This window comes from Micromonospora musae, from assembly GCF_003626635.1.
In the GTDB taxonomy this organism is placed as follows: domain Bacteria; phylum Actinomycetota; class Actinomycetes; order Mycobacteriales; family Micromonosporaceae; genus Micromonospora; species Micromonospora musae.
The window spans coordinates 349,159-375,257 of record NZ_RAZT01000006.1; the positions used below are offsets into that span (position 1 = coordinate 349,159).

The following is a 26,099-nucleotide window of genomic DNA, read 5'->3' on the forward strand; positions in this document are numbered from 1 at the left end:
CGCGGGACGGCGGCCACGGGACGGATGTTTGTTCGGCGGCACAGCTACTCCTCGGGGGTTGGCAACGTGGAGCGCCCACTCACGACCGCCGGGGGACGGCCCGCCGCGGTGATTCGCGCCGCTCGCCCGGCGATTACTTTCCGCAATCGGTCCGTGCGAGTTGAGTTGCCCCGACGCTACGGTTTGACCTGCGGCCGATCATCGAACAATTGTTAAATACTTCGATCAATGGCTCCTACACCTGTTGCGCTGGTCCGGACGACTCGCGAAGCACCAGCTCGGTAGGCAGACGGATCGCTTCGTTCTCGCGTGGTGATCGTGCGGCGAACTGTTCGATCAAGAGCTCTACCGCGAGCCGACCAGCGTGCGAACCGGGCCCGGCAAGGGTCGTCAACGAGGGATGGACGAAGTCGGCGGCGAAGATGTCGTCGAACCCGATCACGCTGATGTCGGCCGGGACTCGAACACCGCGCTGGGCGAGGCGTCGGATGATGCCGATCGCCAGGAGGTCGTTGTGAGCCACGACCGCCGTCACACCGGTGCGCAGTGCTCCGTCGGCGGCGGCCCCGCCGTTGGCGACGTTCGGGTTGTAGGGACCGATCCGGTGTGCCGTCAGACCGTGCGCTTCGGCCCCGACGCTCAGCGCCGCCCAACGCGCCGCTCCCACCCAGGAGCTGGGTGGCCCGGCACAGTAGGTGAAGCTCTCGTGCCCGAGCGAGGCCAGGTGTTCCAGGATCTGCTGACAGCCGGCGACGGTGTCGAACGTGACGCTGATCAACCCGGGCAGCTCTCGGTTGAACAGGACGATCCGGTGCAGTTTGGCGAGGTCGCGCAGGGCCTCGTCGTCGAGTCGGCTGGACGCCAGCACGAACCCGTCCACACCGGAGGCAAGGTCGCGGACCTGGTTCTCCTCGATACGCCGGGATTCCTCGGCGTTGACGATCACCAGCGTGACGTCCGACGCCTTCGCGCGCTGCTCCGCGCCGCGGATCAGCTCGAAGAAGTGGGGATTGGTGATGTCGGAGAGCACCATGGCGATGGTGCGGTGGCGTTGACCCGGAAGGGCGCGGTTCTGCGGTCGGTGCTGGTAGCCGAGCTGTGCGGCCGCAGCGACTATCCGCTGTCGCGTCGCTTCGTTGACCCGGCCAGGCTTGTTGAACGCCCGGGAGACCGTTGACCCGGCCACGCCGGCAGCTCGCGCCACGTCAAAGATGGTGGGCTCCACGAACGCATCTAGCCACGACAATGGCAATTCTGGCAACACCTTGCAGAAATTGTCACGCGATCCCTACGTTGCGACCGTGCCGGCCAGTCGATGGCGTGTCGGACGGAAGGAGCAAGGGATGTCGCAGCCCGGGCAGAGAACTCGAGGTGTGCCACACGCCCAGCGCGATTTCGCGGGTCGGGCCAGGCGGTGGTCCGCGGCCGTCGCGATCGGCGCTGTGCTGGCCGCGTCCCTGACCTCGGTGGGGGTGACGCCGGCGCACGCATCGCCGGGAGACTTCACCATCTTCGACGGTCGGAGGACCGCTCCGATCCTGATCGACGCGTCCTACGGCGGCGATCACGGCGATCGAGACTACACGCAGGTGCGCCGCGCGGTTCAGGACCTGCGGCAGGACGTCGCCATGGTGACCGGGGCGATCGATCCCAATGACGTGCAGAGCGTGTTCGTCGACGACGAGTCGGCCAAGGAAACGCGGTTGGCGAAGGCCGACCAGAGCAAACTGCCGGCCCTGCTGACCAAGGCCACGGGTCGCAAGACCGCGATCATCGTCGGCCAGATCGGTGAGAGCCGGCTGATCGACGAAATCGTCGGAGCCGGCAAGTTCAACGAGGCCGCCGGGATCGAGGGCAGGTGGGAGGCGTATGCGGCCAAGACCATCACGAAGCCCGTGCCCGGGGTCGACAAGGCACTGGTGATCGCGGGCAGTGATGCCCGGGGAACGATCTACGGGATCTACTCGATCTCCGAGGAGATCGGCGTCTCGCCCTGGTACTGGTACAGCGACGTGCCGGTCAGGCAGCGGGACCACATCGACGTCAAGGGCAGGACCCGGGTCGACGACGGGCCGGACGTCAAGTACCGCGGGTTCTTCATCAACGACGAGGAACGCACCATCGCGTGGGCGAAGCGGAAGTTCCCCACCGGCGACGGCACACCTGATGTCAACTTCTACCGGCACGTCTACGAGCTGATGCTGCGGCTGAGGCTGAACACGCTGTGGCCGGCGATGCACCTGGCTTCGACGGCGTTCAACGCGGTCACCGACACCGGGACGTACGACACGGGGACACCGGTCAACGCCCGCGAGGCGGCAGCGTTCGGCGTGGTCGCATCCTCGTCCCACGCGGAGCTGATGCTGCGCAACAACGAGGGCGAGTGGCGACAGTGGTACGACCGCAACAAGGACGCGCTCGACATCAAGGGCTCGGACGCCGTGGCGGCCTTCAACTATTCGATCAACAAGCCAGCGATCCTGGAGTACTGGCGCCAGCGTGTGGTCGCCAACGCCGACTTCGAGAACATCCTTGCCCTCGGCATCCGCGGAGTGCACGACAGCGACGCGGTGTTCACACCCGGTAACCCGTACGGGTTCAAGGACAAGGTCGAGATGGAGGCCGACGTCATTCGCGAGCAGCGCAAGATGATCGCGGAGGTCTACGGCAGCGCCGACGCTGTGCCGCAGGTGTTCATCCCCTACAAGGAGATGAACGATCTCTACAACGCCGGTCTGAAGGACCACATCCCCGACGATGTGACCCTGATGTGGGCCGAGGACAACCAGGGCTACCTGCGCCAGGTGCCCACGCGGACCGAGGCCGCCCGCTCCGGCGGGAACGGCGTCTATTACCACATCTCCTACTGGGGCGAGCCGAAGAGCTACCTGTGGCTGAACTCGACGCCGATGTCCCTGATGGTGCAGCAGCTGCGTCGCGCCTGGAACTCCGGTGCGGGCCGCTACTGGATCCTCAACGTCGGGGACATCAAGCCCGGCGAGATCAAGCTCGACCTGTTCGCCAAGCTCGCATGGGACGTCGACGGCTATGACGACACGAACATCGGAAGCAAGTTCCTCACCGAGCACCTGCAGCGAGACTTCCGGCTGAAGGGCACCAACGCCGCCGTGGTCACCGACGCGCTGAAAAGGTTCGACGCGCTCGAAAACACCAAGCGCGCCGAGTTCTGGGGCGAGGTCAACTCGTCCAACGCGAACTCCGGAAGGATCCACGACGGCCAGGTCTTCCCGTTCAGCGCCACCTCCGACGGAGACGAGCTCCAGCGCCACATCAACGAGTCCAACGAACTGGTCAGGATTCTCGAGGGTGCTTCCGCGAAGCTCGACCCGCGCTATCGCTCCGCGTTCTATCAGCAGGTGCTCCACCGAGTCCGGTCCTACCGCAACATGGCCGAGCACATCGGCTACTACTGGAAGAACCAGCTCGCAGCCGCCCAAGGTCGCTACGCCAGCGCGGGAAGCTACGAGCTGCTCTCGAAACAGGCCCGCGAGCGCATCCTCACCGACGAGGAGTACTGGAACACGATCAGTCACGGCAAGTGGGACCACGCCATCGGCCACAGCCATCCCGAAGGCTTCCCGAATGAGGGCGCCGTCATGCTCACCAACGACCGGTATGCCCGGGTCGCCGCCCCGACCGACGCGGTGGGCGCCGCCGCCGAGGGCGGCAAGGAGCCTGGCCGCGGCACGCTGACGTTCAACTCGGCCGCGCCCGACGACAAGCGGTTCTTCGACGTGTTCTCCCGCGACGACGTAGCCAACCGGCAGGAGTGGGTCGCCGAGGCGGACGCCCCGTGGATCACCCTCTCCCAGCGATCGGGCACGACCGCGACAGAGCAACGAGTCACGGTGACCGTCGCCAAAGACCACCCCGCCACGACGGGGACGATCCGGGTCTTCAACGCCGTCGACGGCGCCAAGGTCGGCGACCCGGTCGCGACGTTCACCGTCAACGCGAAGCGGGCCGCCGTGGATCTGCACCGTGTCACCGAGCCGGCGCACCTGGAGGCCAACGGATACGTGGCCCTCGAAGCCGAGCACTTCTCCGAGAACGTGCCCGGCGCCGACGGGACCCGGTGGGCCCCCCTTCAGGGCGTGGGTCAGCGCGGGGCATCGATGGGCAGCTTCCCGGAGATCGCGCCCCGGGTCGACTCCGGCTTCGAGACGACCGCCCGCCTGAAATACCGGGTCTACTTCGCCTCCACCGGAAAGTTCACCGGGACCTTCTACCGGATTCCGACGCTGAACGAAGGCACAGAGGACGACGGCACGCCGCGAACCGCGCGCACGGCGGTCGGGCTCGACGACCAGTCCCCCAGCCTGCTGCGCGGCAACTCCGTCGCCGGTACGAGCACCAGCACCTGGGGATTCAACATCATGCGTCAGATCGAACCCCTGAACTTCACCGTCGACGTGACCACACCGGGCTGGCACGACCTGATGGTCTACCGCTCGGACGCAGCGATCCTCTTCGACCGGATCATCATCGAGACCCGCGACGGCGCGGTCGGCGACGGCCTCGTCGGCCCACCCGAGAGCCCGAACAACATCGCGGCACCCGAGAAGGCAACCGTCGCGCCACTTCCCGGCGTGATGCCGGAACTCCACCGGCTGCCCGCGATCGAGACGTCGGTGGGCCGGACGAGCACGGTCGAGGGTGTGACCGACGTGGCGACCGCGGAATCGGACAACAAGACCGCCGCCTCAGTCACGATCACCGACGGCGAGCTGAGCATCACCGGGCACCGGGCCGGAAGAGCCGAGGTCTCCATCACCACCGGTGGCGGCGAGACCTGGGTGGCGCCCGTCACGGTGGGCAGGGCCGAGGGCGCGCCCGTCGGCCCGTACCTGGAACAGGACGGCCTGGTCATCCTTGACGCGGCCGACGCGCTCGAGAACAGTGCCTCCGCCCACGCGACCGCCAGCAACAACGAGACGCACGGCTGGGCGCTGGCTCGTAACGGCCTGCAGGTCGTCCCGCCGGCCGACGCCAGCGCGAAGGCGCAATGGCTGGCGACCTCGGCCGCCCAAGCCGAGGCGCTGTTCAGGGCCGGCCCGACCCAGAAGGTCAACGGGAGCTCGGCGGCAGGAGCACCACCGCGGCTCGAATTCACCGTCGACATCCAGACCGGTGGCACGTACTACCTGTTCGTCAACTCAAGCAACCCGAACCCAGACGCCGACTCCTACCACGTGCTCGTCGACGGGCAGTGGAGGTACCAGTCGAGCAAGTCCGGGCCGGAGACCGGGTTCGAGACCTGGTACGGCAGCACGAACGTCGCTGCGACCGCATTGGCGCTCGAGCCCGGTGAGCACACGATCACGTTGGCGCCCCGTGAAGCCGGGCTGGTGCTCAACCAGATCGCCTTGACCACGAACGACACACCCCGCTTCACCGGCTTCCAGACCCCCAGCGGCCGGAAAGCGAGCGCCTCATGACGCTCTGACATCGAGCAGAGCACCACCAGATCCTGGCCCCGCTACGAACCGAAACGGCCGGACCTTCCAGGTCCGGCCGTTTCGTCAGGTGCGGGGTGCTTCTCAGCGCCCGACGAGATGGTCCCGCCGGCCGGCGTGGGTCAGGGCGACCGCCTCGTCGTAGGCGGCGACGGCCTCGTCGGCCCGTCCGCGCCGGGCGAGCAGGCCGGCGCGCGCCTCGGGAGTCCGTATACCCGCGTCGCTTCGTATTCGCACGATGCGGATGAGGCAGATTCACCCCCGGCCCCAGCAGGCTGTCGAGGTAGCAGGTCGCTCGGCAGCCGAGAGGTGAGGTTTGCATGCGCCTCTCCTATACGGGTAGGCCAGGCTGAACGTCGTGACGCTGTCGGGCGACATCCCGAGCAGCTTCGACGCGAGCCTTTCCCGCGGGGTGTGAGGGTGCCGTACGCGTAGACAAGGCACATCTGAACCCAACCGCGGGCGCATTACGGTCAGGGCTCGTAACTGGCGTTTCGAGGGCGATCCGGCCGGAGAGGGGACTCGGGTGGAATACCAGGATTTCATCAACGCAGTGGCGACGCGGGCAAAGGTTTCGACCGATCAGGCGGCGACAATCACCGCCACGACGCTGGAGACGTTGGCAGATCGGATCAGCGCCGGTCAGGCAGAGGACCTTGCCTATCAGCTTCCGGACAAGCTGGCCGATCACCTGCGCGGACCGCGTGGACGGGAACAGGCTACGTCGTTCGGGCTCGAAGAGTTCGTGCGGCGGGTGGCGGACCGCCCGAACATCGACCGTGCGCTCGCCGGTCCCGGGGTCGCCGCGGTGCTCACCACGCTCCGTGAGGCTGTCACCCGTGACGAGTTCCAGAACGCGGCGGCCCAGCTTTCGAAGGACTTCTGGCAGGTGATCGAACCGGTGGGTGCCGGTGGCGGGCAGCCGTCCGGCGCGTAGCACGCTCTTTGAGGGCAGCAGCTGCCCACGCCTTCCTTCACCTACGTTCGCGGACGACGGTGCCGCTGGCGATGACCTCCTGCTCCCGGCGGCTCCGTCGCTGACCTGCCGCCGGCAGCACGCTGCGCCCTATCGGACGGGGCTCGCGGCGAGTCCGGTGCACTCGCGCAGGTCCGCGTACTCCCGGTGGATCCGGGCCACGTCCTCCCCGCTGGCGAGTTCGGGCCGACCGGTGCGTCGGGAGATCGTCGCGGGCAGCAGTTCCGTCTTCGAGATCGCCGTATTTTCGAGGGTCACCCGCAGCACTCCCGTGTCGTTGCTGTACGCGTCGTCACGCCACCACAGGAAGTTGCCGAGCCCGTACTGAACGAAGGTGTTACCGAGCCATCCGTCGCCGAGCAACAGGTGAGCGTGGGTGCCGACCACGATCGTGGCACCCGCCTCGGCCATTTCGCCCGCGAACGCGCGAGCCTCGGCGGTGGGGCACGCGTCGCCCTCGGCGCCCCAGTGGACGTAGACGACAACCACGCTGGCCTGACGTCGTGCGGCGCGTACCGCTTCGACGGCGCGCGGCAGGTCCCGGGCCATCGCGATGCCGGCCCGGTTGTCGGTGGCTCTCCACTCTGACCACAGCTCGGAGATCTGGCTGAAGCCGAGGACAGCGATCTTGGTACCGCGTATTTCGGTGATCCACGGCCGGTACGCTGCCGCCGCGTCGGCCCCCGCCCCGACGGCGGGCATGCCGGCGGCCTTGGCTGCGTCCACGGTGTCGGCCAGCCCCGTCCGCCCGTAGTCCAGCGCGTGGTTGTTGGCGATCGACACGACATCGATGCCGGCGGCCTTTACCGCGTCATATGCGCTTGCCGGCGCTCGGAAATGGAACTGCTTCGGCTCGGGGGTGCCGCGCGTGGTGACCGCCGTCTCCAGGTTGATCATCGCCAGGTCTGCGGCCGACAGGGTCGACGAGATCGACCCGAACGCGGTGGCCGGGTCGCCGAGCAGATCGGCCGTCCGGTCGGTGAAGTGCACGTCGCCCGCGAAGGCCAAGGTGATCTCGGTGGGCTGCGATGGAGAGGCCGGAGAGGCGGAGCCGGTAGGCGCACCGGCCGGCGAGGTCCGGGCGGGATCACACGCCACAACAAGCAGGGTCGCCGCCAACGCGACGAAGCATCGTGCCCAGTTCACTCAGCGCAGCGTACGGAAACCCAGCCGACCCTGGTCCGGTTCGGCCAGATTGCCCTTGGCCCGGCCTTCGTAGTTCCCGGCTGGAACGACCTCTCCCGACAGATCGACGCCGGCTACCCGGCCCGCCTCGTCCTCGAACACCGACTGACCGAGGACGAGGCGATCGAGACGGCAGCCGACCTGGCCTACCGCGTTCCCCGAGAGGCCTACGCCCGGCGGACCGACTGAGGGCGTCCGATCGAAGCAGTGAAACCCGCCGCGACGCGGCCGCTTCGCGGTGCCGGGAGTGTAGGACGAGCCGCGTTCGTGTGCCCTGCGGCGGTCGGATCCGGTGAAGGTCGAGGACGGCCCCGAGGGGCGACAAGAACGACGGGCGTCACTACGCTCGGCTAGGCGACCAGGCGGGCCTCGTCTGGAATTGATGTCAGGGGAGCAGGGATGAACCGTGGCAGGAAGGCATCGGCCGCTGCGGCGGCCGGGGCATTGGCCATCGTCACGATCTTAACCGCGGGCGGATCGCCCGCGGCCGCACAGACAGCCGCGACAACCGACGAGTCGATCACCCATGACGAGAACCCACGGGTGCCCGAGGGGGCGGCGTGGACGGAGGCGTACTTCCCGTCCTCCGACGGCAGCGGCGTCGAGTTGCACGCCGACGTGCTGCGCCCAGCACACCTGCCGGCACATGCGAAGACGCCGGTGATCCTCTCCGTGGGCCCCTACTTCGCCCACGCCGGGCAGACCGGCCCCGAGGGCTGGGACCGAGTCGGACCGTCGGCACGTTTCCAGGACCTCGTCGACGGCGCCGACCTGATGGCACGCGGCTACACCTTCGTCATGGTCGACCTGCGCGGCTTCGGCGGCAGCACCGGATGCCTGGACTGGGCCGGCCCAGGCGAACAGGCCGACGTCCGGGCGGCCATCCAGTGGTCGGCCAGCCAGCCGTGGTCCAACGGAAAGATCGGGATGTACGGCAAGTCCTACGACGCCGTCACCGGGCTGGTGGGCAACAACCTCAAGATGAACGCCCTGAAGGCGGTCGTCGCCCAGGAGCCCCTCTGGGACATGTACAACTACCTGTTCAGCAACAAGGTGCCCCGCCCCAATGTCACGGGCACGCCCGCGGCGTACAACTCGATCGCGGTCATGCCTGCGATGGCCGACGACAGCGACCGGTACAAGGCGAACGCCCTCTACGAGGCGAGCCATCCGGAGTGCCTGAGCGACAACATCACCAACAACAACAACCCTGACGCCGATTCGGCGTACTGGAGGGCCAGGAACCTGGCCAAGGATGCTGCTGGCACCCGCACGCCGTTGTTCGTGACCCAGGGCTTCATCGAGTCCAACACCAAACCTGAGGACATGGACGAGTACCTGACCAACCACCGCGGCCCGGAGCGCGGTTGGCTCGGTCAGTGGGACCACGTACGGGGCAACGACACCGACGGCGACGGCCGGTTGCAGATGGGCCGTGCCGGCTGGTTCGACGAGGTGATGCGGTTCTACGACCAGTACCTCCGCGGCACGCCCCCATCGGTGACCGATCCCGCGTACGCCATCGAGGACAGCCTCGGCCACTGGCGCGCGCAGAAGACCTGGCCGGTGATTGGAACGTCGTACGACGCGCGGCTCTCCACCGGCCGGTACGTCGACAACGGCGGCGCCTCGGCGGCGGCCGCCGAGTCCAGGGCGGTGGACCAGGGCCGCTGGGACATGGAGCGGGCGCCGCGCATGGAGGTGCTGTCCCATGCCGAAAAGAACGCCGCCGGGCAGGGCGACGCCTCGGCCTCCAGCTTCTGGACCTGGTCCACGCCCGCCTCCCAGGCGCTGCGGATCACCGGCACACCGAGGATCTCCCTCAAGGCGAGCACGAGCGGGAACGTGATGGTGCGCCTGTGGGACGTCGCTCCCGACGGTACGGCGACGATGTTCGACGAGAACGTTGCGCTGATCGAACGCGGCGGACGGATCTCCTTCGATCTGAAGTCGACCGACTGGACCGTCAAGCGTGGGCACCAGCTCGGAGTCCAGATCGGCACCATCGACTCCAACAGGTGGCGGGACGTCCCCTCGGGCCACACGATCAAGGTCTCCGACGCCCGGCTCACCTTGGACGTGCAGAACCCGCGCTACGACGTGCCGACCCGGGGTGACCGCTCGCCGTTCCTCGACACGTTCCTGACGGCGAACACCACCACGCTCAGCGACATCGGCCGCGGCACGTTCCCGCTGCGGCTGTCCAGGAACGGCTGACCGAACGGCTGCCCGGTGCTCGCCGCCTGGCGGGTGCCGGGCAGCCCGTTACGGCCGTGCGCGCACAACGTGCGGCTCCGTCGCTGACCTGCCGCCGGTAGAACAGCCGACACTCTGTGCGGCGGGGCTCGCGACGGTCGGTGCACGCGTGCAGGTCCGCGTGCTCCCGGCAGATCCGGGCCGCGTCCTCGCTGGGGTGCGATGGAGAGGCCGGAGAGGCCCTGGGAGGTCTCCAAGAGCGGGCGATCATCGGGCGACGCCGTCATCGTGAGGCTTCCCGTCGCACAGTTCGCCGCAGCCGTCGACGCATGGGCTGAGTCGCAGCAAACGGCCTCGCCCGACAGGCGCGAGCACCACGCGAGCCTCGCCATCCCCTCGCCGCCGACCCGCCCTTGTGGGAGCAGGCCGCCGTCGGGGCCGCCACGTTGGTGCGGAGCCCGAAGGTGAAGAACGTCGCCGGGCACTCAGCGGGACGTGGTTCGTCACCACCGACGGCGGGCCGTTCCGGCGCCGCAGCCGTGCACGGGGAACGCCTGACCCCTTGTGGTGGTCAGGCGTTCCGCTGTCGTGAGGCCACGGGCTCACTTGTCGTGGTCTTGGCCCTTGTCCTTGTCGTCCTTGTGCTTGTCGTCCTTGTCCTCGTGGCCCTTGTCCTTGTCGTCCTTGTGCTTGTCGTCCTTGTCCTCGTGGCCCTTGTCCTCGTGGCCCTTGTCCTCGTGGCCCTTGTCCTCGTGGCCCTTGTCCTCGTGGCCCTTGTCCTCGTGGCCCTTGTCCTCGTGGCCCTTGTCCTCGTGGCCCTTGTCCTCGTGGCCCTTGTCCCCCAATCCCGGTCCTCGTGGTCGTCCCACGCCTTCCTGAATTCGTTCCAGTCCCGGTCCTCGTCGCTGCTCCACGAGGTGCCCCGGTGGTCGTCGTCCTTGTCGCGGGCCCAGTCCTTGCTGTCCTTGTGCTTGTCGTCGGTCTTGATCTGGCCGCGGATTTCGCCGTTCGGGAACTGCTTGGTGTGCACGTTGACGTACGTGACACCCGCTTCGATCGCGTCGACGAGCTCGTCAAACTCGCCGGGCTGGATGCCCTGGTCGGCGGGGCCCACCACGTCGTCGGGCTTGATGGTGCCCTCGATCTTGGCCGGGGCCTGCGGGCAGGACTGGACGTCCGCCGAATGGCCACCCTTCGCGTCCTTCAGGTTCGAACACAGGAAGACGGCGACGCCGCCGCTCTGGTGTCTGCCTCCGAAGTGGATGTGTGCCTGCTGGACGTCCTTCAGGTCTTCGTAGCTCAGCTTGAACCTGATCTCCTTGTCCCGTTCGTCGATCTTGGCCTCGAACCGCCCGGAACCGGGCGTCGAGATCGGTTTGGGATCCTCCTCGAAGCCGCTGAGCTTGGCGCGGACGTTCACCTCCTTGGCGTCCCGCGAGTCACTCCAGTCCCGCGAGTCGTGCGAGTCGCGTTTGTCGCCCGAGTCGTCCCGGCCGTCGGCCAGGGCGGTGGTGCCGATGGCGCTGGCCGCGACCGCCGCGCTGGCCGCCATCGCCACCGTCCAGAGTCTGGTCCGTCCCATAATGCTGGTCCCTTCCTCGGTGGGGCCCGAGCCCGAATCAGCGGCGGACAAACCGCCCATGGTGGGACTCAGGCAATGCAAAGGTGCCGCGCGCCGGTGGACGTGATCGTCGCGACCGTCCAGCACTCGGTTCGATTGGCACCCTTTGTGAAATTGTTCCACCTTCGCGGCAAAGGTGGGCTCCATTCACTGATCTGCCCGTCAGGGATCTTCGAGCGCGGTGGACCGCGCTGGGTGCTCTGCGACGACCCGCGCGGTTCGGCGAGGCCGCCTTCCATCGGACCGCGCATCCGTCCACCGGGTTTACCAATCGGTACACCCGCCGGGCGTTTCGGAAAGACTGGGAAGTCTTCGTCATGGACGAGCGCACAACCTCGTCGAGCAGCGAGACGCGTCTCGCGTCGAACCGTTCTCGGCCGCTATTGATCAAGGGCGAGCCCGTCAAGAGCGGCGCCACCACGGTTATGGCCCCGAAGTTCCCCGACCTCATGGCGGTTTACTGCGACGCGCTCGACGCGATCGGCCACGAGGGGCGAACGACGGTCGCCGGGTGCGCGGACACCTCTCGGTCGGTCAGAGTGTCGGAGACGACGACCTTCTGGACGTCACGTTGGAAGCGACCGATCTCGCGCTGCAGCGGCGAGGCAGCGGTCAAGAACCTGCCGTCGCCGACACCCCTCCCCCTCGGCCCGGCGTCCACAGTGGCCGATGAACAGGACGCGACGGAAGCGGTCAGCAGCCGGGCCCACCTCGGCAACCTGACCGAGGTAGGCCCGCAGAGCGGACTACTGGTGCACCGGCACCCGCGGGTTGCTGAAGGTCAGCGTGTTGGCCTTCTCGACATTGCCGTTGTTGTCGATCGCGCGGTACTCAATCGTCCGCTCGCCCGGTCCCTTGACCCGGAACGGCGCCTGGTACTGCTTCCACGACCCGCCATCGAGCCGGTACTCGATGCGGGCGACACCGACGCCCCACCCGTCGTCGGCACGAAGCGTCGCCAGCGGGTTGGCCACCCAGGGCACATCGCTGTTGGCGTGATGGCTCAGGGCGATGGTCGACACCGGCGCATCCACCTCGATCATCTTCAGGGCCGCCTCCAGGTTGGGCAGCGGCCCGATCTGCTCACCCGCCGTGGTCGCACCCTGCGGCGTTCCCGTGGCCCTCAGCACCTCGACGATCTCCTGGCCGCTCCACGGCTCCTGGCCGGTGGCCTTGAGATACGACTGGATGGCCACGACGGCGTTCGTCACAACCGGCCCGGCGCCCGACGTACCACCGAACGACTGCGTGTAGCGAACGTTGAGGTCTGCCGGGTTCGTGCCACCCTGCAGGTTCCCGTTGCCCCCCGTGGTGGTGATGTTGTGCCCCCAGCCCTGCAGGTCGAACCGGGTGCCGTAGTTGGAGAAGCTGAGCCGCTCGTGGTCGGTGCTGCTACCGGCGCCGACCATGATCGAGCCGGAGTGCTGCACGGCCGGGTCGAACCAGCGGATGCCGTCGCGGGTGTACATCGGGTCGTCGGAGTTGGTGTTGCCGTTACCGCCGGTCGAGACCACGGTGACGCCCAGCCCGGTCAGCAGCTTGATCGCGTCGAACACTGCCGGGATCCACTCCAGCGGCGCGTACCGGGTGCTGCCGAGCGGGCTGGAGGTCTGCTGCTCCAGCAGCACGACATCGCCGGGTCGCAGATTGCCGTTGGCGGCCAGGTAGGCCAGCGCCGGCCCGGGGCTCCAGGAGGTGCGACCGTTGGCCAGCCGCTGGTTCGGCGAAATACCGTAGAGCTGCGCGTCGGGAACCCCACCGGTGACCCCGTACTCGTTGTCACGGCCGCCCATGATGCCGAACACCGCCGTGCCGTGCTCGTCGGCAAAGCCCGTGTAGCGCGGGAAGGCCTCGCCGCCCAGGTCGCTTGACCAGTCCAGCTGCAGATCCTCGTGGAACGGGTTCCAGTCGTACTCAAGGTCCGCCACCTTGATTCCCGCGCCGCGCAGCCGCGGGTCGTGCCGGCCGAAGTCGGCGTCGATTCCGGTCGGCGCCGGGCGGAGGTAGCCCTGCCGACCGGTGAAGTCCGGCGTGGTCGACGGCGGCGGCACCGGCTCCGGCACCGGATAGACGTGCACGACCTCGGGCAGCGCCGCGAGCTCGGCGCGGACAGCCTCGGCGTCGACCCCGGAGGGCATGGTGAGGCGGTACCAGGAGGACATGTCGGGCACAGCCTCGCCCGTGCGCTCCGCCGCCTCGTCGGCGAGCTCGGTCAGCTCGGCAGAGGAGACCGTCTGCACCATCGGTTCGAGGTCACGGACCCGGCCGTGCCGGTCGAGGACACTCTCGACCCGCTGCAGGCTCTGGCCGCGCTCGCTGCGTAGGTCGGCATTCGCACCACGAATCTTGAGGGATTCGGCGAACTTGATTTCGAGTGCGACCTCCGTGTCGGCGTGGTCGGTACCCGTGATCTCGCCGCCGTCGGACAGACGACCGGACAATGTCAATTCGGCACTGTCCGGACCGAGTCCGCCGTCGCTCGTGAGATCCGCCTTGTCGAAGTGCAGCACGAGGTCATTTCGGCCATCGCCGTCGACATCCGTCTTCGTCGCGATCACGGAGCCGTCTGCCCATTTTGCGGGTGAGGCACCCCCGGCCTCGGGCGTGCCGAGCAGCACACTTCCGGGGTCCACGGCGGTTGCGTCGAATGCCGCGGCGCTCCGCAGAACCGCCGGCACCAACCCGGTCCCGGCCAAATTGATGTGGTCGGACAACCCCACCGAAAGGTCGACCTGCCTCTCCACCGACTCCTTCGCGTACGCGGATGACTCGACGACCATGACGCCGGGCACAATGAGTGCACCGAGCGCGATGGCGGTCGAAAAAGGCCTGGCCATAGCGGCTTCCTCCGATTCTGGACACAGTAGATCCGCGACAGGGCCGCCGTCCGGAGGACACCGCCACGAAAGGGACCTGGTCCAGAACCCTATGCATTCATAGACGGGGCCAACTATCTACAATCGTCGTAGTTTCTCGCCGCTGCATCGAACCACTGTCGCATCGTCGGCCGGCGCCCCTTTCCTCGCACGCGATCCCCTCATCACACGACGATGGAAAAACGGTGGGCCGGCGATTGCCGGCCCACCACGTGTTCCTATTGCCGCGACAATGTGCTACAGAGCCGCGCGGTCACTCCCTTGATACCGTGCACGATGTTCGGTGCCCCGAAGTCGTCCACCGCCGCGTTGTTGCCAGCGCAGCTCTTCGACTTCATCCGCCGCGGCCGCCCGGTGCTGGCGGTCAGGGTTCGTGGTGGCCGGCCCAGGAGCCCCGGACGTGGCCGATGTGGCGTCGCATCAGCGCCGCCGCCCCCGGCGCATCGCCGGCCACCACCAGATCGACGATCTGCTCGTGCTCGGCGGCCGAACGCCCCAGCTCGCCACGCTCGGCGAGCTCTTGCAGGCCGTACAGCCGGCTGCGGGCCCGTAGGTTCCCGACCACGTCGATGAGATGCCGGTTGCCGGCGAGGGCGAGCAGCGCGAGATGGAAACGCCTGTCGACCTCGACGTAGCCGATGAGGTCGCCGGTTTCGGCGAGGCGCTCCACCTCCTTCGTCAGGGGACGCAGCGCCTCGACCGCCGCCCGGGTGGGCTCGTTGATGGCCCGGGCGATCTCGGCCACGGTGGGCACCTCAATCAGCGCGCGCAGTGAGGTGATCTCGTCCAGGTCCCGGTCGGTCAGCTCCGTGACTCGGAAGCCTTTGTTTCGAACGATCGTGACCAGTTCCTCGTTGGCGAGGTCGAGCATCGCTTCGCGTACTGGCGTGGCGGAGACACCGAACTGCTCTACGAGCATCGGCACGGAGTACAGCACGCCGACGCGCAGCTGCCCGGTGATGACCGCGCCGCGCAGGGCATGGGCGATCTCCTGGCGAAGGTTGGGTCGGCCTCCCAGCTGTGGCAAGGAGAGCGTGTCCGGGGCCAGGCGCCCGGTGGCGTCCGTCACGGTCTCACTCCTTGTCCTCTTCATCGCAGCGTGAATCCCAGTCCGACGGGATCGTTGTCCTCAAGGACGAAATGGTGTTCGCCGGTGCGGTAGGCCATCCCTCGCACCTCTGAGACGTAGGCCGGGCGGCCCTCTGCTTCCAACTCCCGCACGACGCGGCCCAGGAACCGTGTTCCGATCACCGAGTCGTGCGTCAGCACCTGGTCAGGGGCGAGTTGCCCGGATGATGCTAACAGCGCGATCCGCGCGGAGGTGCCTGACCCGCACGGTGACCGGTCGACCTCCCCGTCGGCGAAGACGGTGATGTTGCGCTGGTGGGGGCCGCCGGACCGCCGGCCCAGATCCTCGAACAGGATCGTGCCGTAGACACCGTCGAGCCGCGATTCGCTCGGGTGCCGGGCCCATTCGGTCCCGTTGAGTGCCCATTTGATTTCCCGGCCGAGTGCGAGCAGCTCACCGTAGTGCTCCGGGGTGACCGACAGCCCGAGGACCGAGGCGTCGACGGAGGCGTAGATCCCGCCGCCGTAGCTGACGTCCGCGCGCACCGGGCCCCGGCTGGTGTTCACGGTGATGTCCCGGCCCAGTACGTACGCGGGCACGTTGCGGAAGCTGACGTCGCGGACCTCGCCGGCGACGCAGGTGACTGTGGCGGTGACGCGACCTGACGGTACGTCGATCACCACGTCGGTCTCCCCGTCCGGGTCGGCGTTCACGAGTCCGCTGCGGACGGCCCACACACCCAGCGCGATGGTGCCGTGTCCACACGCCGTCGAGTAGCCGTCCTTGTGCCAGAACAGCACCCCGAAGTGGGCGCCCTCGTCGTCCGGCGGCACGAGGAAGCAGCCGTACATGTCGGCGTGGCCACGAGGTTCGTTGACCAGGAGCCGGCGTACGGCGTCGATCTGTTCGTCGCGCTGAGCGTGCCCGCGCCGTTGCAGGACGGTGGCGCCGGGGATCTCCGGGACGCCGTCGGTGACGATGCGGAAGGGCTCTCCCGCCGTGTGGTAGTCGGTGGCGCGAATGTCCGGCATCGCCTCAGGCCCCCAGGTACGCCTCGACCACGCGGGAGTCGCGCCTGAGCTCGCGGGCCGCTCCCTGCAGGGTGATCACACCATTCTCCACGACGTACGCGCGGTGCGCGATCTTGAGCGCGGCGCGGGCGTTCTGCTCGACGAGCAGCACCGAGGTGCCGTCGGCGTTGATCTGGCGGATCAGCTTCATGATCTGTGTCACCACGAGTGGTGCGAGCCCCATCGAGGGTTCGTCCAGCATCAGCAGTTTGGGCTTCGCGACCAGCGCGCGACCGACGGCGAGCATCTGCTGCTCGCCGCCGGAGAGGTTCCCGCCCTGCTGGTTGCGCCGCTCGGCGAGCCGCGGCAGCAGGGCGTAGACCTCGTCGATCCGGCGGCCGACCACGGCCTTGTCGCTCACCAGGTAGCCGCCGAGTTGCAGGTTCTCGTGGACGGTCAGCCGGGAGAAGATGCGGCGTCCCTCCGGCACGTGCACGACCCCGGCGCCGACGATCTCCCACGGCTTGGCCTTGGTGATGTCCCGGCCGAACGCGCGCACGGTGCCGCCGGTGGACCGCACCACCCCGGAGACGGTGGCGAGCGTACTGGTCTTGCCCGCGCCGTTGTTGCCGAGCAGCGTGATGATCTCGCCCTCACCGACGGTCAGGCTCAACCCCCGCAGGGCGTGGACGCGGCCATAGTGAACGTCGAGGCCATCGATCTCGAGCGCCCAGCGGCCGGCGGCGTCACTCATGGCTCATCATCTCCTCATCCATGTCCTCCTCGTCGTCATCGTCCTTGCCGAGGTACGCCTCGATCACGGCCGGGTCGCGGCGTACCTCTTCGGGAGTGCCGTCGGCGATCTCCCGGCCGAAGTTCAGCACGACGACCCGGCGCGAGACCTGCATGACGAGATCCATGTCGTGCTCGATGAGCACGATGGCGATGCCGAGCGCGCTGATGCGCTGCAGCAGATCGAGCAGCTCCCCCTTCTCGCCGTAGTTGAGGCCGGCGGCGGGCTCGTCCAGCAGGAGCACCTTGGGCCCGCAGGCGAGGGCGCGGGCGATCTCGACACGCCGCTGCTCGCCGTACGGAAGGTTCCGCGCAAGGCCAGCGCGGTCGCCGCGCAGGCCCACAAAGTCGAGCCACCGGTTGGCCTCGTCGGTGGCCTCCCGCTCCGTTCGCCTGAACCGGGGCGTGTGCAGCAGCGCGTCGAGGGCGTTCTGCCGCAGCCGCAGGTGCATCCCGGCGCGGACGTTGTCGAGCACCGTCAGCTCACCGAAGAGGCGCAGGTTCTGGAAGGTGCGCGACATCCCCCGGGCCGCGATCGCGGACGGCCGCAGGCCGGTGATGTCCTTGCCGTGCAGGGTGATCGAGCCGCCGGTGGGCTTGTAGAAGCCCGTGACGCAGTTGAACGCGCTGGTCTTGCCGGCACCGTTGGGACCGACGAGCGAGAGGACGTCGCCCTGGTAGACCTGGAAGGTCAGCCCGTCGACGGCCTTCACACCGCCGAAGTCCAGGTGCAGGTCCTGCACCCGCAGCAGCGGTACGGAATCCGGCGTGCTCACGGCACCACCTCCTTGCCCTTGCGCGCGGCATGCTCCTCGGCCCTGCGCTTGTCGCGCCGGGACTGCCGTTCCACGGCCCGCGCCGGCCACAGCCCCTGCCGACGGAAGATCATCACGATGATGAGCAGGATCCCGAACACGAAGTACCGGTAGTCCGCGGCCTCCCGGAGAAGCTCGGGCAGCACGCTGATGAAGATGGCGCCGAGCACGACGCCGGGCGTCGAGCCCATGCCACCGAGCACGACGGCCATCAGAATGAGCGCCGACCACAGGAATGTGAAGCTCGGTGGGGAGATGGCGGAGAGCTGGGCGCCGAAGAGGATGCCGGCGAGGCCACCCCAGATGGCGCCGCCGATGTAGGCGGCGAGCTTCACCCGGTACGTGTTGATGCCCATCGCCTCAGCGGCGTCCTCGTCCTCGCGGATGAACCGCCAGGCGCGGCCGAGCCGGCTGCGGCCGAGCCGCGCCGCGCCGAGGACGGCCAGGGCGACGACGACCACACAGGTGTAGTAGAGGCCGACCGGGCCGCTCAGATCGACCCCGAGCAGCATGATGCCGGGGATCCCGTAGATGCCGGACGGCCCTCCGGTGATGGTGAGGTTGTTCGCCGTGATCCGGATGATCTCCCCGAAGCCGAGCGTCACGATCGCCAGATAGTCGCTGCGCAGCCGCAGGGTGGGTCCACCGATCACGATGCCCGCGACCACCGCCGCGACGATGACGACGGGCACCGTGGCCAGCAGCGGCCAGCCGTACCTGGTGGCGAGGATGCCGCTGACGTAGGCGCCGATGGCGAAGAAAGCGGCGTACCCGAGATCGAGCAGGCCGCAGTAGCCGACGACGATGTTGAGGCCGACCGCGAGCATCACGAAGAGCAGCGCGGAGGTCATCACCGACAGGGCGTAGTTGGTGGCGGTGATGAACGGCGCCAGCAACGCGACGGCCAGTCCGACCAGGCCGAGGTGGCGGTTCTGCTGGAGGCGGTCGAAGAGCGCACGGGCGCGGGCCGGTGACGTGGCGAGGTTGGTGGTCATCAGACACGCTCCGTAACGCGCTCGCCGAGGATGCCGGTCGGGCGGAGCGTCAGGAAGATGATGAGGAAGGTGAAGGCGAATACATCGCGCCACTGCCCGCCGATCCAGTGGGTGCCGATCGACTCGAGCAGGCCGAGCGTCAGGCCGCCGAGCATCGCGCCCTTGACGTTGCCGATGCCGCCGATGACGGCCGCGGTGAACGCCTTGAGCCCGATGACGAACCCCATCAGGAAGTCGATCTTCCCGTAGTAGCCGCCGGCCATGACGCCGGCGGCGCCGGCGAGGGCGGAGCCGATGAAGAAGGTACGCGCGATGACGGCGTCGACGTTGATGCCCATGTACAGGGCCGCCGTCGGGTCCTGGGAGATGGCACGCATGGCCCGCCCGGTCTCGGTCCCCATGACGAGCCACTGAAGGCCGGCCATCAGCAGGACCGCGATCACGATGAGACTGGCCTGCTGGATGGTGATGCGGGCGCCGAGCAGATTGACCGGGTCACCCGCCAGCCGAACCGGGTAGACCTCCGGGTTGGGCCCGGCCACCAGCCGCATCCCGTACTCGAGCGCGAACGAGGCGCCCACCGCGGTGATCAGCACGGAGAGCCGGGGCGCGCCACGCAGGGGACGGTAGGCGACCCGCTCGAGCAGCAGGCCGGCCGTTCCGGTCACCAGCATCGCGATGAGCATGACGATGAGCAGCGCCACGAAGCCGAGGCCGGTCGCCAGCCCGCCGGCGACGCTCAGGACACCGAAACCGACGAACGCACCGAGCATGTACAGGTCGCCGTGGGCGAAGTTGAGGAGCCTGATGATGCCGTACACCATCGTGTAGCCCAGGGCGACCAAGGCGTAGAACGATCCGACGAAGAGACCGTTCCAGAGGAGTTGGGTCATGGGAGTCCTTCGGAGCGGGGAACGCCCCGGCGGCGCGCTCCTGGGAGGACGCCGCCGGGAGCAGGCGACCTACTGCAGGGTGTCCTCGAGGACGATCTTGCCGTTCTCCACCACGAGGATCTGGAAGCCACCGCTGGAGAGCGTGTGCTCGGGCGTGAACTTCAGCGGCCCGGAGAACAGCTGGAAACCGTCGATCCCCTCGAGCGCCTTGATGACGGCGTCACCGTCGGTCGAGCCGGCCTTCGTGACCGCCTCGGCGGCCACCCGGACCGCGTCGTAGGCCTGAGTGGAGTACGGACCGGGCGCGGCGCCGAACTTGCTCGTGTAGTCCGCGATCCACTTCTCCGCGCCCTGGATGGTCTCCGGGGTCTGGGTCATGGTGGCGAAGACGCCCGCGGCGGCCTCGGGGCCGGCGATGTCCACCAGCTTCTGGTCGACCGACCCGTCGGCCACCATGATCTTGCCGGTGTAGCCCGCCTGCCGCAGCTGACGGATGATGAGGCCACCCTCCTGGTAGTAGCCGGTCCAGTAGATGAAGTCCGGCTGGCCCTTCAGGATGGCGTTGACGTTGGCGCTGTAGTCGCTCTCACCCGCGGTGACCGACTCGCGTCCGGCGAGCGCCGGTGAGCCGGTGAGCAGCTTGGCGGTGGTGTCGGCGATGTCCTTGGAGTAGCTGGTGTTGTCGTCCATGAGGGCGACCTTGGTGGCGCCCACCTTCTTCATGAACTTCAGCGCCGAATCGGACTGCTGAACACCGGTGCCGTTGATCAGGAAGACGTTCTTCTTCTTCTGCGCTACCAGCTCGTTGGAGTTGGCGGCCGGGATGAGCATCGGCACGCCGGCCTTCTCGAAGATCGGCAGCGTCGGAAGCGTCGCACCCGAGCAGTAGCCACCGACCGAGACCTTCACGCCCGCGGTGACCAGCTTGTTGGCGCCCGCCGTGGCGCTCTTGGCGTCGCACGCCTCGTCCTCGACCTTGAGCTCAAGCTTGCGCCCGTTGACGCCGCCCTTGGCGTTGAGCTCGTCGACGGCGAGCTGCGCGCCGTTCTTCATGTACGGGCCGATGGCCGAGCTGCTGCCGGAGAGCGGAGTCAGCATGCCGAGGACGATCGGCCCATCGTCCGACTTCTCGCCCCCGCCCGAGGCGAGGCCGTTACCGCAGGCGGAGAGCAGCATGGCCGCCACCGCCGCAGTGCCCACGAGGGCGACTCGCGACAGCCGGCGGGTGAGGTATGACGTCATTGTCCAAACTCACTTCCCTCAAGGGCCGACACATTGGACGGCCAGGTAGCGACTGGTAGCACTGCTGTGTGACGTAGCACCGCACTATGGCACAGGACACAAAGTTGCTCCAGAGGTGCACGTGGGGGTGTTACCGACGCGTGATTTCAACCCAACGGGCTGCTGTGTAATGTTTTACCGGCCGTCCTGAAAGGACTCGCCGACGTGACTGCCTCCCCCACTCCCCGCGCCCGCCCCCGGCACGGCGCGCTCGTCGCGGCCGCCCTGCCCTACCGGGGCGACCTGTCCGAGGACGTCGACGCGTACGCCTACCTGCACACGGCGACCCCGGCCCCCCGCGAAGGAGCCTGATGCCCGGCGACGACCATCTGTTCCTCACAGCCGAGGAAGAATCCATGCTGGCCGGGGAGCAGGGCCCGGCCACCGCGATGTGCATGCGGCTGATCGTCGGAGTGGCACGCGCGAACGGCGCCGAACGGTTGGTGCCGATCGAATCGGCGCACGCCGACGGCTGCCTGTACCACGGCATGGCGGGGCTGGAGTTCACCGAACGGCTCGTCTCCCTCGGCGCCCGGGTGCGGGTGCGCACGACACTCAACGTCGGCTCGCTCGACCTGCTGCATCCCGGGCTGGTACGCGCCGACCCGGAGGTGGCCGAGAACGGCCGGCGCCTGATGGACGCGCACGTGGCCCTCGGCTGCGAGCCGATCTGGTCGTGCGCGCCCTACCAGGCCGGCCACCGCCCGGCAGCGGGCAGCCACGTGGCCTGGGCGGAGTCGAACGCCATCGCCTTCGTCAACTCGGTGCTCGGCGCGCGCACGGACCGCTACGGCGACTTCATCGACATCGCCGCCGGCATCGCCGGCCGGGTCCCCTACTCGGGCCTGCACCTGCAGCGCAACCGCACCGCCGCGCTGGTGCTCGACTTCTCCGCGGTCCCCGCCGCACTGCTCGACGACGACGTCGCCTGGCCCGCGATCGGGGCGCTGCTCGGGGAGTTCGCCGGAACCCGGGTCGCGGCTCTCACCGGCCTGCCGGGCGACCTGAACGACGGCGGGATCACCGAGGACCGACTCAAGGCGCTCGGCGCCACCGCCGCGTCCGCCGGCGGCGTCGCGCTCTTTCACATCGTCGGGGTGACCCCGGAGGCGCCGACGCTGGATGCGGTGCTCGCACCCGGGGCCACCACCGTGCCGGTGACGGCACACGACCTCAGGCGAGCGCGTGACCGGCTCAGCAGCGCCGCCACGACCTCACTCGACGCCGTCAGCCTCGGCACCCCCCACTTCTCGCTTTCCGAGTTCGCGGCGCTGGCGCGCGAGCTGCGGGACGGTCCGTCGTTCAGCCCGTCGGTCGACGTGTTCGTGTCGACCAGCCGGGCCGTGCTGGCCGAGGCGCAGGCACACGGGTACGCCGACGCCGTGCGCGACGCGGGTGGCCGCATCATCACCGACACCTGCACCTACGTGACACCCGTGCTGAGCGACGGGATCCGCACTGTGATGACGAACTCGGGCAAGTGGGCCTGGTACGCGCCGGCCAACCTTGGGATCGACACCGTACTGGGCAGCCTCGCCGAGTGCGTCGCCTCGGCACGAGCCGGGAAGGTGGTACGCGATGAGCGGCTCTGGGGATAAGCCGGTGACGCTGTCCGGCCGCTCACTTCATCCCGGAGCGGCGGACGGCGTCGTCCTCGTGCTCGACGAACCGCTCTCGTTCTGGGGCGGTGTCGACGCGCGCGGGGTGGTCGTCGACGCGCACCATCCGCAACGCGGCGTCACGGTCGCCGGGCAGGTCCTCACGATGCAGACCGGGCGCGGGTCCAGCTCCTCAACGGCGGTGCTCGCGGAGCTGATCCGGTCCGGGCACGCGCCGGCGGCCCTCCTCCTGGCCGAGTGCGACGCGATCCTGGTGATCGGGGCCCTCGTCGCCGCCGAGATCTACGGCACCAGTCTGCCCATCGTGCAGCTCACCGACGACGACCTGGCACGACTGCACACCGGCACCCCCGCCGCCGTCCTCGCCCACACCGCACCCCGCCCGGCGACCGTGATTGCGAAGACCCGATGACCGCGACCCTGCCGTACCTCGACGAGGCCGACGTCTTCGGCCTGGTGCCGTTCGCCGACGCCGTCGCCGCACTCGCGAAGGCCCTGTCCGGCGGGCTCGACCCGCAGGCGTCGCTGCAGCGCTCCATCCACGACGTGGAGCAGGGGCAGCTGCTGCTGATGCCCGCCGAGACCGCCACCGCCATGGGCGTGAAGCTGAGCACTGTGGCTCCGGGCAACTCCGGCCGGGGCCTCCCCCGCGTCCAAGCGCTGTACGTGCTCTACGACCGGGTCACGCTGACACCGGTGGCCCTGCTGGACGGCACGGCCCTGACGACGTTGCGAACCCCCGCGGTCTCCGCGGTCGCGGTCGACCACCTCGCCGCGCCCGGCGCGCGACACCTGCTCGTGCTCGGCTCCGGCCCACAGGCGTGGGGGCATGTCGAGGCGCTGCGAGCCGTTCGTCCGCTCAGCGACGTCACGGTGGTGGGCCGGGACCCCGACCGCGCGGCGGCCCTGGCGGCCAGGGTCCGGGACAGCGGCCTGGACGCGCGCGTGGGCAGCCACGACGACGTCGCGGATGCGGACGTGGTGGTCTGCGCCACCACCGCCCGCCAGCCGCTCTTCGACGGCCGCCGGCTGCGCCCGGGAACCTGTGCGGTCGCGGTGGGCTCCCACGAGCCGGACGCCCGTGAACTCGACGACGTGACGATCGGCGCCGCCGAACGGGTGGTCGTCGAGTCCCGCGGCGTCGCGCTGCGGGAGGCGGGTGACATCATCCAGGCCGTACGCGCCGGCGTCGTCGCCGAGGACAGCCTCATCGAGCTACGCGATGCGGTACAGCTGGCACCCACCACCGGCTCATCGGTCTTCAAGAGCGTCGGCATGGGCTGGCAGGACCTCGTGGTAGCCGACCTGGCCCACCAGCGCTGGACGGAGCGAGGCCAGGCCTGACGTGGTCGTCGTCGGCCCGGCATTGTGAGGGCCGCCTGCGCCTACTACGCCGCGCGCGAACTTGTCGACACGCAGGCGCACCAGGCCATCCTGCGTCGCCTTCGGGAGGGAGGAATTGTTTCCACGATCAAGGCAGATCCTCGCAAGTCGAACCTTCGCCTCCATGGGAAGCGGTGACCACAGAGAGCTGACCGCATGAGCGAGCGGTGCCGCTTCTACCAGGGCCGCGAGGCTAAAGGACGTCTCGACCAATCCTTGAAGGATTGCGACACCGCCTGGGCAGTCGACGCCAAGGTTTTGCAATTCACCGGCCCGGGCCTGCCGTTGCAGGCCGAGGCGCTAGCGAGCAGGCAACCCCTGGACAGGGGCGGATGCTGTTCGAGGATCACTCGCTGCACTTTGGGATCGCGCAAGAGTAACGAGAGAGGGTGAGAGTGCCGATGTGACGACCACCCGGCCGCTCCACAGCGAGGAACTCGCGAGCACGGCTCCGAAGCGAGATGTTCTGGATCTGCTCTGACTTGTCCCGAGATCTTAATGTCATGTGCATGGTCGACCAGCGGCGCAGCCTCCGATACGTAGTCTGTGGTGACGACCGCCTGGCGGTCGAACTGGTGAGGAACCTGGCGAGGCGGCCCGACGCGGTGGTGGCCGTTGTCTTACCGCCGGACGTCGCGGCGCGCTTTAAGGTCGGCGACATCCCCAACGTCCACCTTGTCACGGCTGAGCCGCTGGACCGCGAGACGCTGCACCTGGCAAAGGTCGCGGAAGCAGAAACTGTGGCGCTGCTGTCAAGCACGTCTGCGCTGCGTCAAGCCCTACTTGTGCGTGAGCTCAACCCGGCCGCGCGGCTCGTCGTGCGCAGTGAGGTCGGCGAGGCCGGCGACTATCCGATGCTGCCCGGCTGCACGTTCGTTTCCTCTTCCAGTGCCGCCGCCGTAGCGCATGTGGCTGCACTTGCCGACGCGGCGCCCACGGTCAAGGCCCGCGTCCGCCGGTTGCGCACGCAGCGCCGCCTTCTCCGCCAAGTGCTGCAGGTCCGAGTCGCGCGCATTGCCGCTACGTCGTTGGTGGTGACGGCCCTCGGAACAGGGTTCCTGATGCTGGTGAATCAAGTCGGCGTCTTCGATGCCCTGTACTCCTTCCTGATGAACGGCCAAGGTGGCCCAGACCCCCTCTCGACCAGGGACGCACAGGTATTCGACGTCGTCTACACTCTGCTGACTGTCACCGGCGGCGTCGTGACTGGTATTTACCTGGGAGACGCCGTCCAGCACGCCCGCGCATTGGCCGCCGCTGGCGTACTACCCAAAGGCAGCAGCGGTCACATCGTGGTCGTGGGCCTCGGCGGCTTGGGGAGCCAAGTGGTCGGTGCGTTGCGCCGTGCCGGTGCCGAAATCGTCGCTGTGGATGTCTCCGAAGCCGCCCGCGGAGTGCATGTCGCCCGAGATCTGGCCATTCCGTTTATCGTCGACGACGCGAGCAGGTCGGAAACCCTCAGCCGCGCTGCCGTCGAGCGGTGCCGAGCCCTGCTACTTCTCACTCCCGATGACGACGCCAGCCTGGCTACTGCTCTCGCTGCGCGGGCTATCCGGCCCGACCTGCCTATCATCTGGCGGCCTCGTAACGACGAAACAGCCGCACTCGTCGCCGAACAGCTAGGCGTCATCGTTCCGCGGGCGTCTGAGGACGACTTCGCCCGGCAGCTTGCCGAACTGGTCACCGTGAAGAACTCGGATGCCACGCACCCGCGCACCACCGACATGCAGGCGGCGAGGCGATCACGGTTGCCGGGCAGTCAAGGAGGTCACGTGAGCCTTCCCAGAATCGCCGCTCTCGTCAGCAGGTTAAGACAGGCCGTGGGGTCTGCGTCGCTGCCAGGCAACGCCCAACAGGGCAGAGCCGAGCCCAGCATGACGCATGAGAAGTAGAAGGCCCGGGGTACGCAGC

At 68.4% G+C, this 26,099-nt stretch carries 21 protein-coding genes; 8 read left to right on the forward strand and 13 right to left on the reverse strand.

Annotated elements, in window-relative coordinates:
* Nucleotides 1–235 precede the first annotated feature (235 nt).
* The gene (locus tag D7044_RS14320; RefSeq protein ID WP_199716624.1) at nt 236–1,204 is read right to left on the reverse strand and encodes a LacI family DNA-binding transcriptional regulator; all 969 of its coding nucleotides are present in this window, start codon (nt 1,202–1,204) and stop codon (nt 236–238) included.
* 10 nt (nt 1,205–1,214) lie between these two features.
* On the opposite strand from D7044_RS14320, the gene D7044_RS14325 reads away from it, so the two are divergent.
* Nucleotides 1,215–5,459, forward strand: coding sequence for a glycosyl hydrolase 115 family protein (locus D7044_RS14325; RefSeq protein ID WP_158610000.1), 4,245 nt, complete (start codon nt 1,215–1,217; stop codon nt 5,457–5,459).
* A 102-nt stretch (nt 5,460–5,561) separates the two neighbouring features.
* Here the strand turns inward: D7044_RS14325 and D7044_RS32380 are convergent, their stop codons facing one another.
* A complete protein-coding gene (locus tag D7044_RS32380) occupies nt 5,562–5,714 on the reverse strand; it encodes a hypothetical protein (RefSeq protein WP_158610001.1) in 153 nt (50 codons plus the stop codon).
* Nucleotides 5,715–6,003: 289 nt separating this feature from the next.
* On the opposite strand from D7044_RS32380, the gene D7044_RS14330 reads away from it, so the two are divergent.
* Nucleotides 6,004–6,414, forward strand: a complete 411-nt coding sequence (locus tag D7044_RS14330; protein WP_158610002.1) for a DUF2267 domain-containing protein — start codon at nt 6,004–6,006, stop codon at nt 6,412–6,414.
* 129 nt (nt 6,415–6,543) lie between these two features.
* On the opposite strand, the gene D7044_RS14335 is transcribed toward D7044_RS14330, so the two are convergent.
* Both D7044_RS14335 and D7044_RS32385 read right to left on the reverse strand, forming a co-directional pair.
* A complete protein-coding gene (locus D7044_RS14335; RefSeq protein ID WP_120689211.1) occupies nt 6,544–7,599 on the reverse strand; it encodes a CapA family protein in 1,056 nt (351 codons plus the stop codon).
* A complete protein-coding gene (locus tag D7044_RS32385; protein WP_158609383.1) occupies nt 7,600–7,740 on the reverse strand; it encodes a hypothetical protein in 141 nt (46 codons plus the stop codon).
* 297 nt (nt 7,741–8,037) lie between these two features.
* Here D7044_RS32385 and D7044_RS14345 point away from each other — a divergent pair, with 297 nt between their 5' ends.
* Nucleotides 8,038–9,855, forward strand: a complete 1,818-nt coding sequence (locus tag D7044_RS14345; protein ID WP_120689212.1) for a CocE/NonD family hydrolase — start codon at nt 8,038–8,040, stop codon at nt 9,853–9,855.
* A 550-nt stretch (nt 9,856–10,405) separates the two neighbouring features.
* On the opposite strand, the gene D7044_RS14350 is transcribed toward D7044_RS14345, so the two are convergent.
* The 9 genes from D7044_RS14350 to D7044_RS14395 all read right to left on the reverse strand — a co-directional run bounded on the left by D7044_RS14350 (nt 10,406) and on the right by D7044_RS14395 (nt 21,147).
* Nucleotides 10,406–11,416: a CHRD domain-containing protein gene (locus D7044_RS14350; RefSeq protein WP_158610003.1), complete on the reverse strand. Its 1,011-nt coding sequence runs from the start codon at nt 11,414–11,416 to the stop codon at nt 10,406–10,408.
* A gap of 785 nt (nt 11,417–12,201) precedes the next feature.
* On the reverse strand, nt 12,202–14,292 hold the full coding sequence (locus tag D7044_RS14360) for an OmpL47-type beta-barrel domain-containing protein (protein WP_120681039.1): 2,091 nt from the start codon (nt 14,290–14,292) through the stop codon (nt 12,202–12,204).
* Nucleotides 14,293–14,695: 403 nt separating this feature from the next.
* The gene (locus D7044_RS14365) at nt 14,696–15,400 is read right to left on the reverse strand and encodes a GntR family transcriptional regulator (RefSeq protein WP_233563340.1); all 705 of its coding nucleotides are present in this window, start codon (nt 15,398–15,400) and stop codon (nt 14,696–14,698) included.
* 20 nt (nt 15,401–15,420) lie between these two features.
* Complete coding sequence (locus D7044_RS14370) at nt 15,421–16,431, reverse strand: proline racemase family protein (protein WP_120681035.1); 1,011 nt, start codon at nt 16,429–16,431, stop codon at nt 15,421–15,423.
* Between the two features lie 4 nt (nt 16,432–16,435).
* Complete coding sequence (locus D7044_RS14375) at nt 16,436–17,164, reverse strand: ABC transporter ATP-binding protein (protein WP_120681033.1); 729 nt, start codon at nt 17,162–17,164, stop codon at nt 16,436–16,438.
* Nucleotides 17,157–17,978, reverse strand: a complete 822-nt coding sequence (locus tag D7044_RS14380; RefSeq protein ID WP_120681031.1) for an ABC transporter ATP-binding protein — start codon at nt 17,976–17,978, stop codon at nt 17,157–17,159. Before D7044_RS14380 ends, D7044_RS14375 begins: the two co-directional genes overlap by 8 nt.
* Nucleotides 17,975–19,012, reverse strand: coding sequence for a branched-chain amino acid ABC transporter permease (locus tag D7044_RS14385; RefSeq protein ID WP_120689214.1), 1,038 nt, complete (start codon nt 19,010–19,012; stop codon nt 17,975–17,977). The genes D7044_RS14380 and D7044_RS14385 overlap by 4 nt, the downstream gene beginning before the upstream one ends.
* Entirely contained in the window at nt 19,012–19,905 is an 894-nt protein-coding gene (locus D7044_RS14390; protein WP_120689215.1) for a branched-chain amino acid ABC transporter permease, read from the reverse strand. Before D7044_RS14390 ends, D7044_RS14385 begins: the two co-directional genes overlap by 1 nt.
* Nucleotides 19,906–19,974: 69 nt before the next feature.
* A complete protein-coding gene (locus D7044_RS14395) occupies nt 19,975–21,147 on the reverse strand; it encodes a branched-chain amino acid ABC transporter substrate-binding protein (protein ID WP_120689216.1) in 1,173 nt (390 codons plus the stop codon).
* A 204-nt stretch (nt 21,148–21,351) separates the two neighbouring features.
* Between D7044_RS14395 and D7044_RS32390 the strand changes: the two genes are divergently transcribed.
* From D7044_RS32390 to D7044_RS14415, 5 genes are all read left to right on the forward strand, one after another.
* Nucleotides 21,352–21,498 carry a hypothetical protein gene (locus D7044_RS32390; protein WP_158610004.1) on the forward strand — a complete coding sequence of 49 codons (147 nt, stop codon included), beginning with the start codon at nt 21,352–21,354 and terminating at the stop codon, nt 21,496–21,498.
* Nucleotides 21,498–22,784, forward strand: coding sequence for an aconitase X (locus D7044_RS14400; protein ID WP_120689217.1), 1,287 nt, complete (start codon nt 21,498–21,500; stop codon nt 22,782–22,784). The genes D7044_RS32390 and D7044_RS14400 overlap by 1 nt, the downstream gene beginning before the upstream one ends.
* Before the next feature lie 4 nt (nt 22,785–22,788).
* Nucleotides 22,789–23,217, forward strand: a complete 429-nt coding sequence (locus D7044_RS14405) for an aconitase X swivel domain-containing protein (RefSeq protein WP_199716625.1) — start codon at nt 22,789–22,791, stop codon at nt 23,215–23,217.
* On the forward strand, nt 23,214–24,149 hold the full coding sequence (locus D7044_RS14410; protein WP_120689219.1) for an ornithine cyclodeaminase family protein: 936 nt from the start codon (nt 23,214–23,216) through the stop codon (nt 24,147–24,149). Before D7044_RS14405 ends, D7044_RS14410 begins: the two co-directional genes overlap by 4 nt.
* Before the next feature lie 548 nt (nt 24,150–24,697).
* Nucleotides 24,698–26,080, forward strand: a complete 1,383-nt coding sequence (locus D7044_RS14415) for an NAD-binding protein (RefSeq protein ID WP_158610005.1) — start codon at nt 24,698–24,700, stop codon at nt 26,078–26,080.
* The last annotated feature ends 19 nt before the right edge of the window (nt 26,081–26,099 follow it).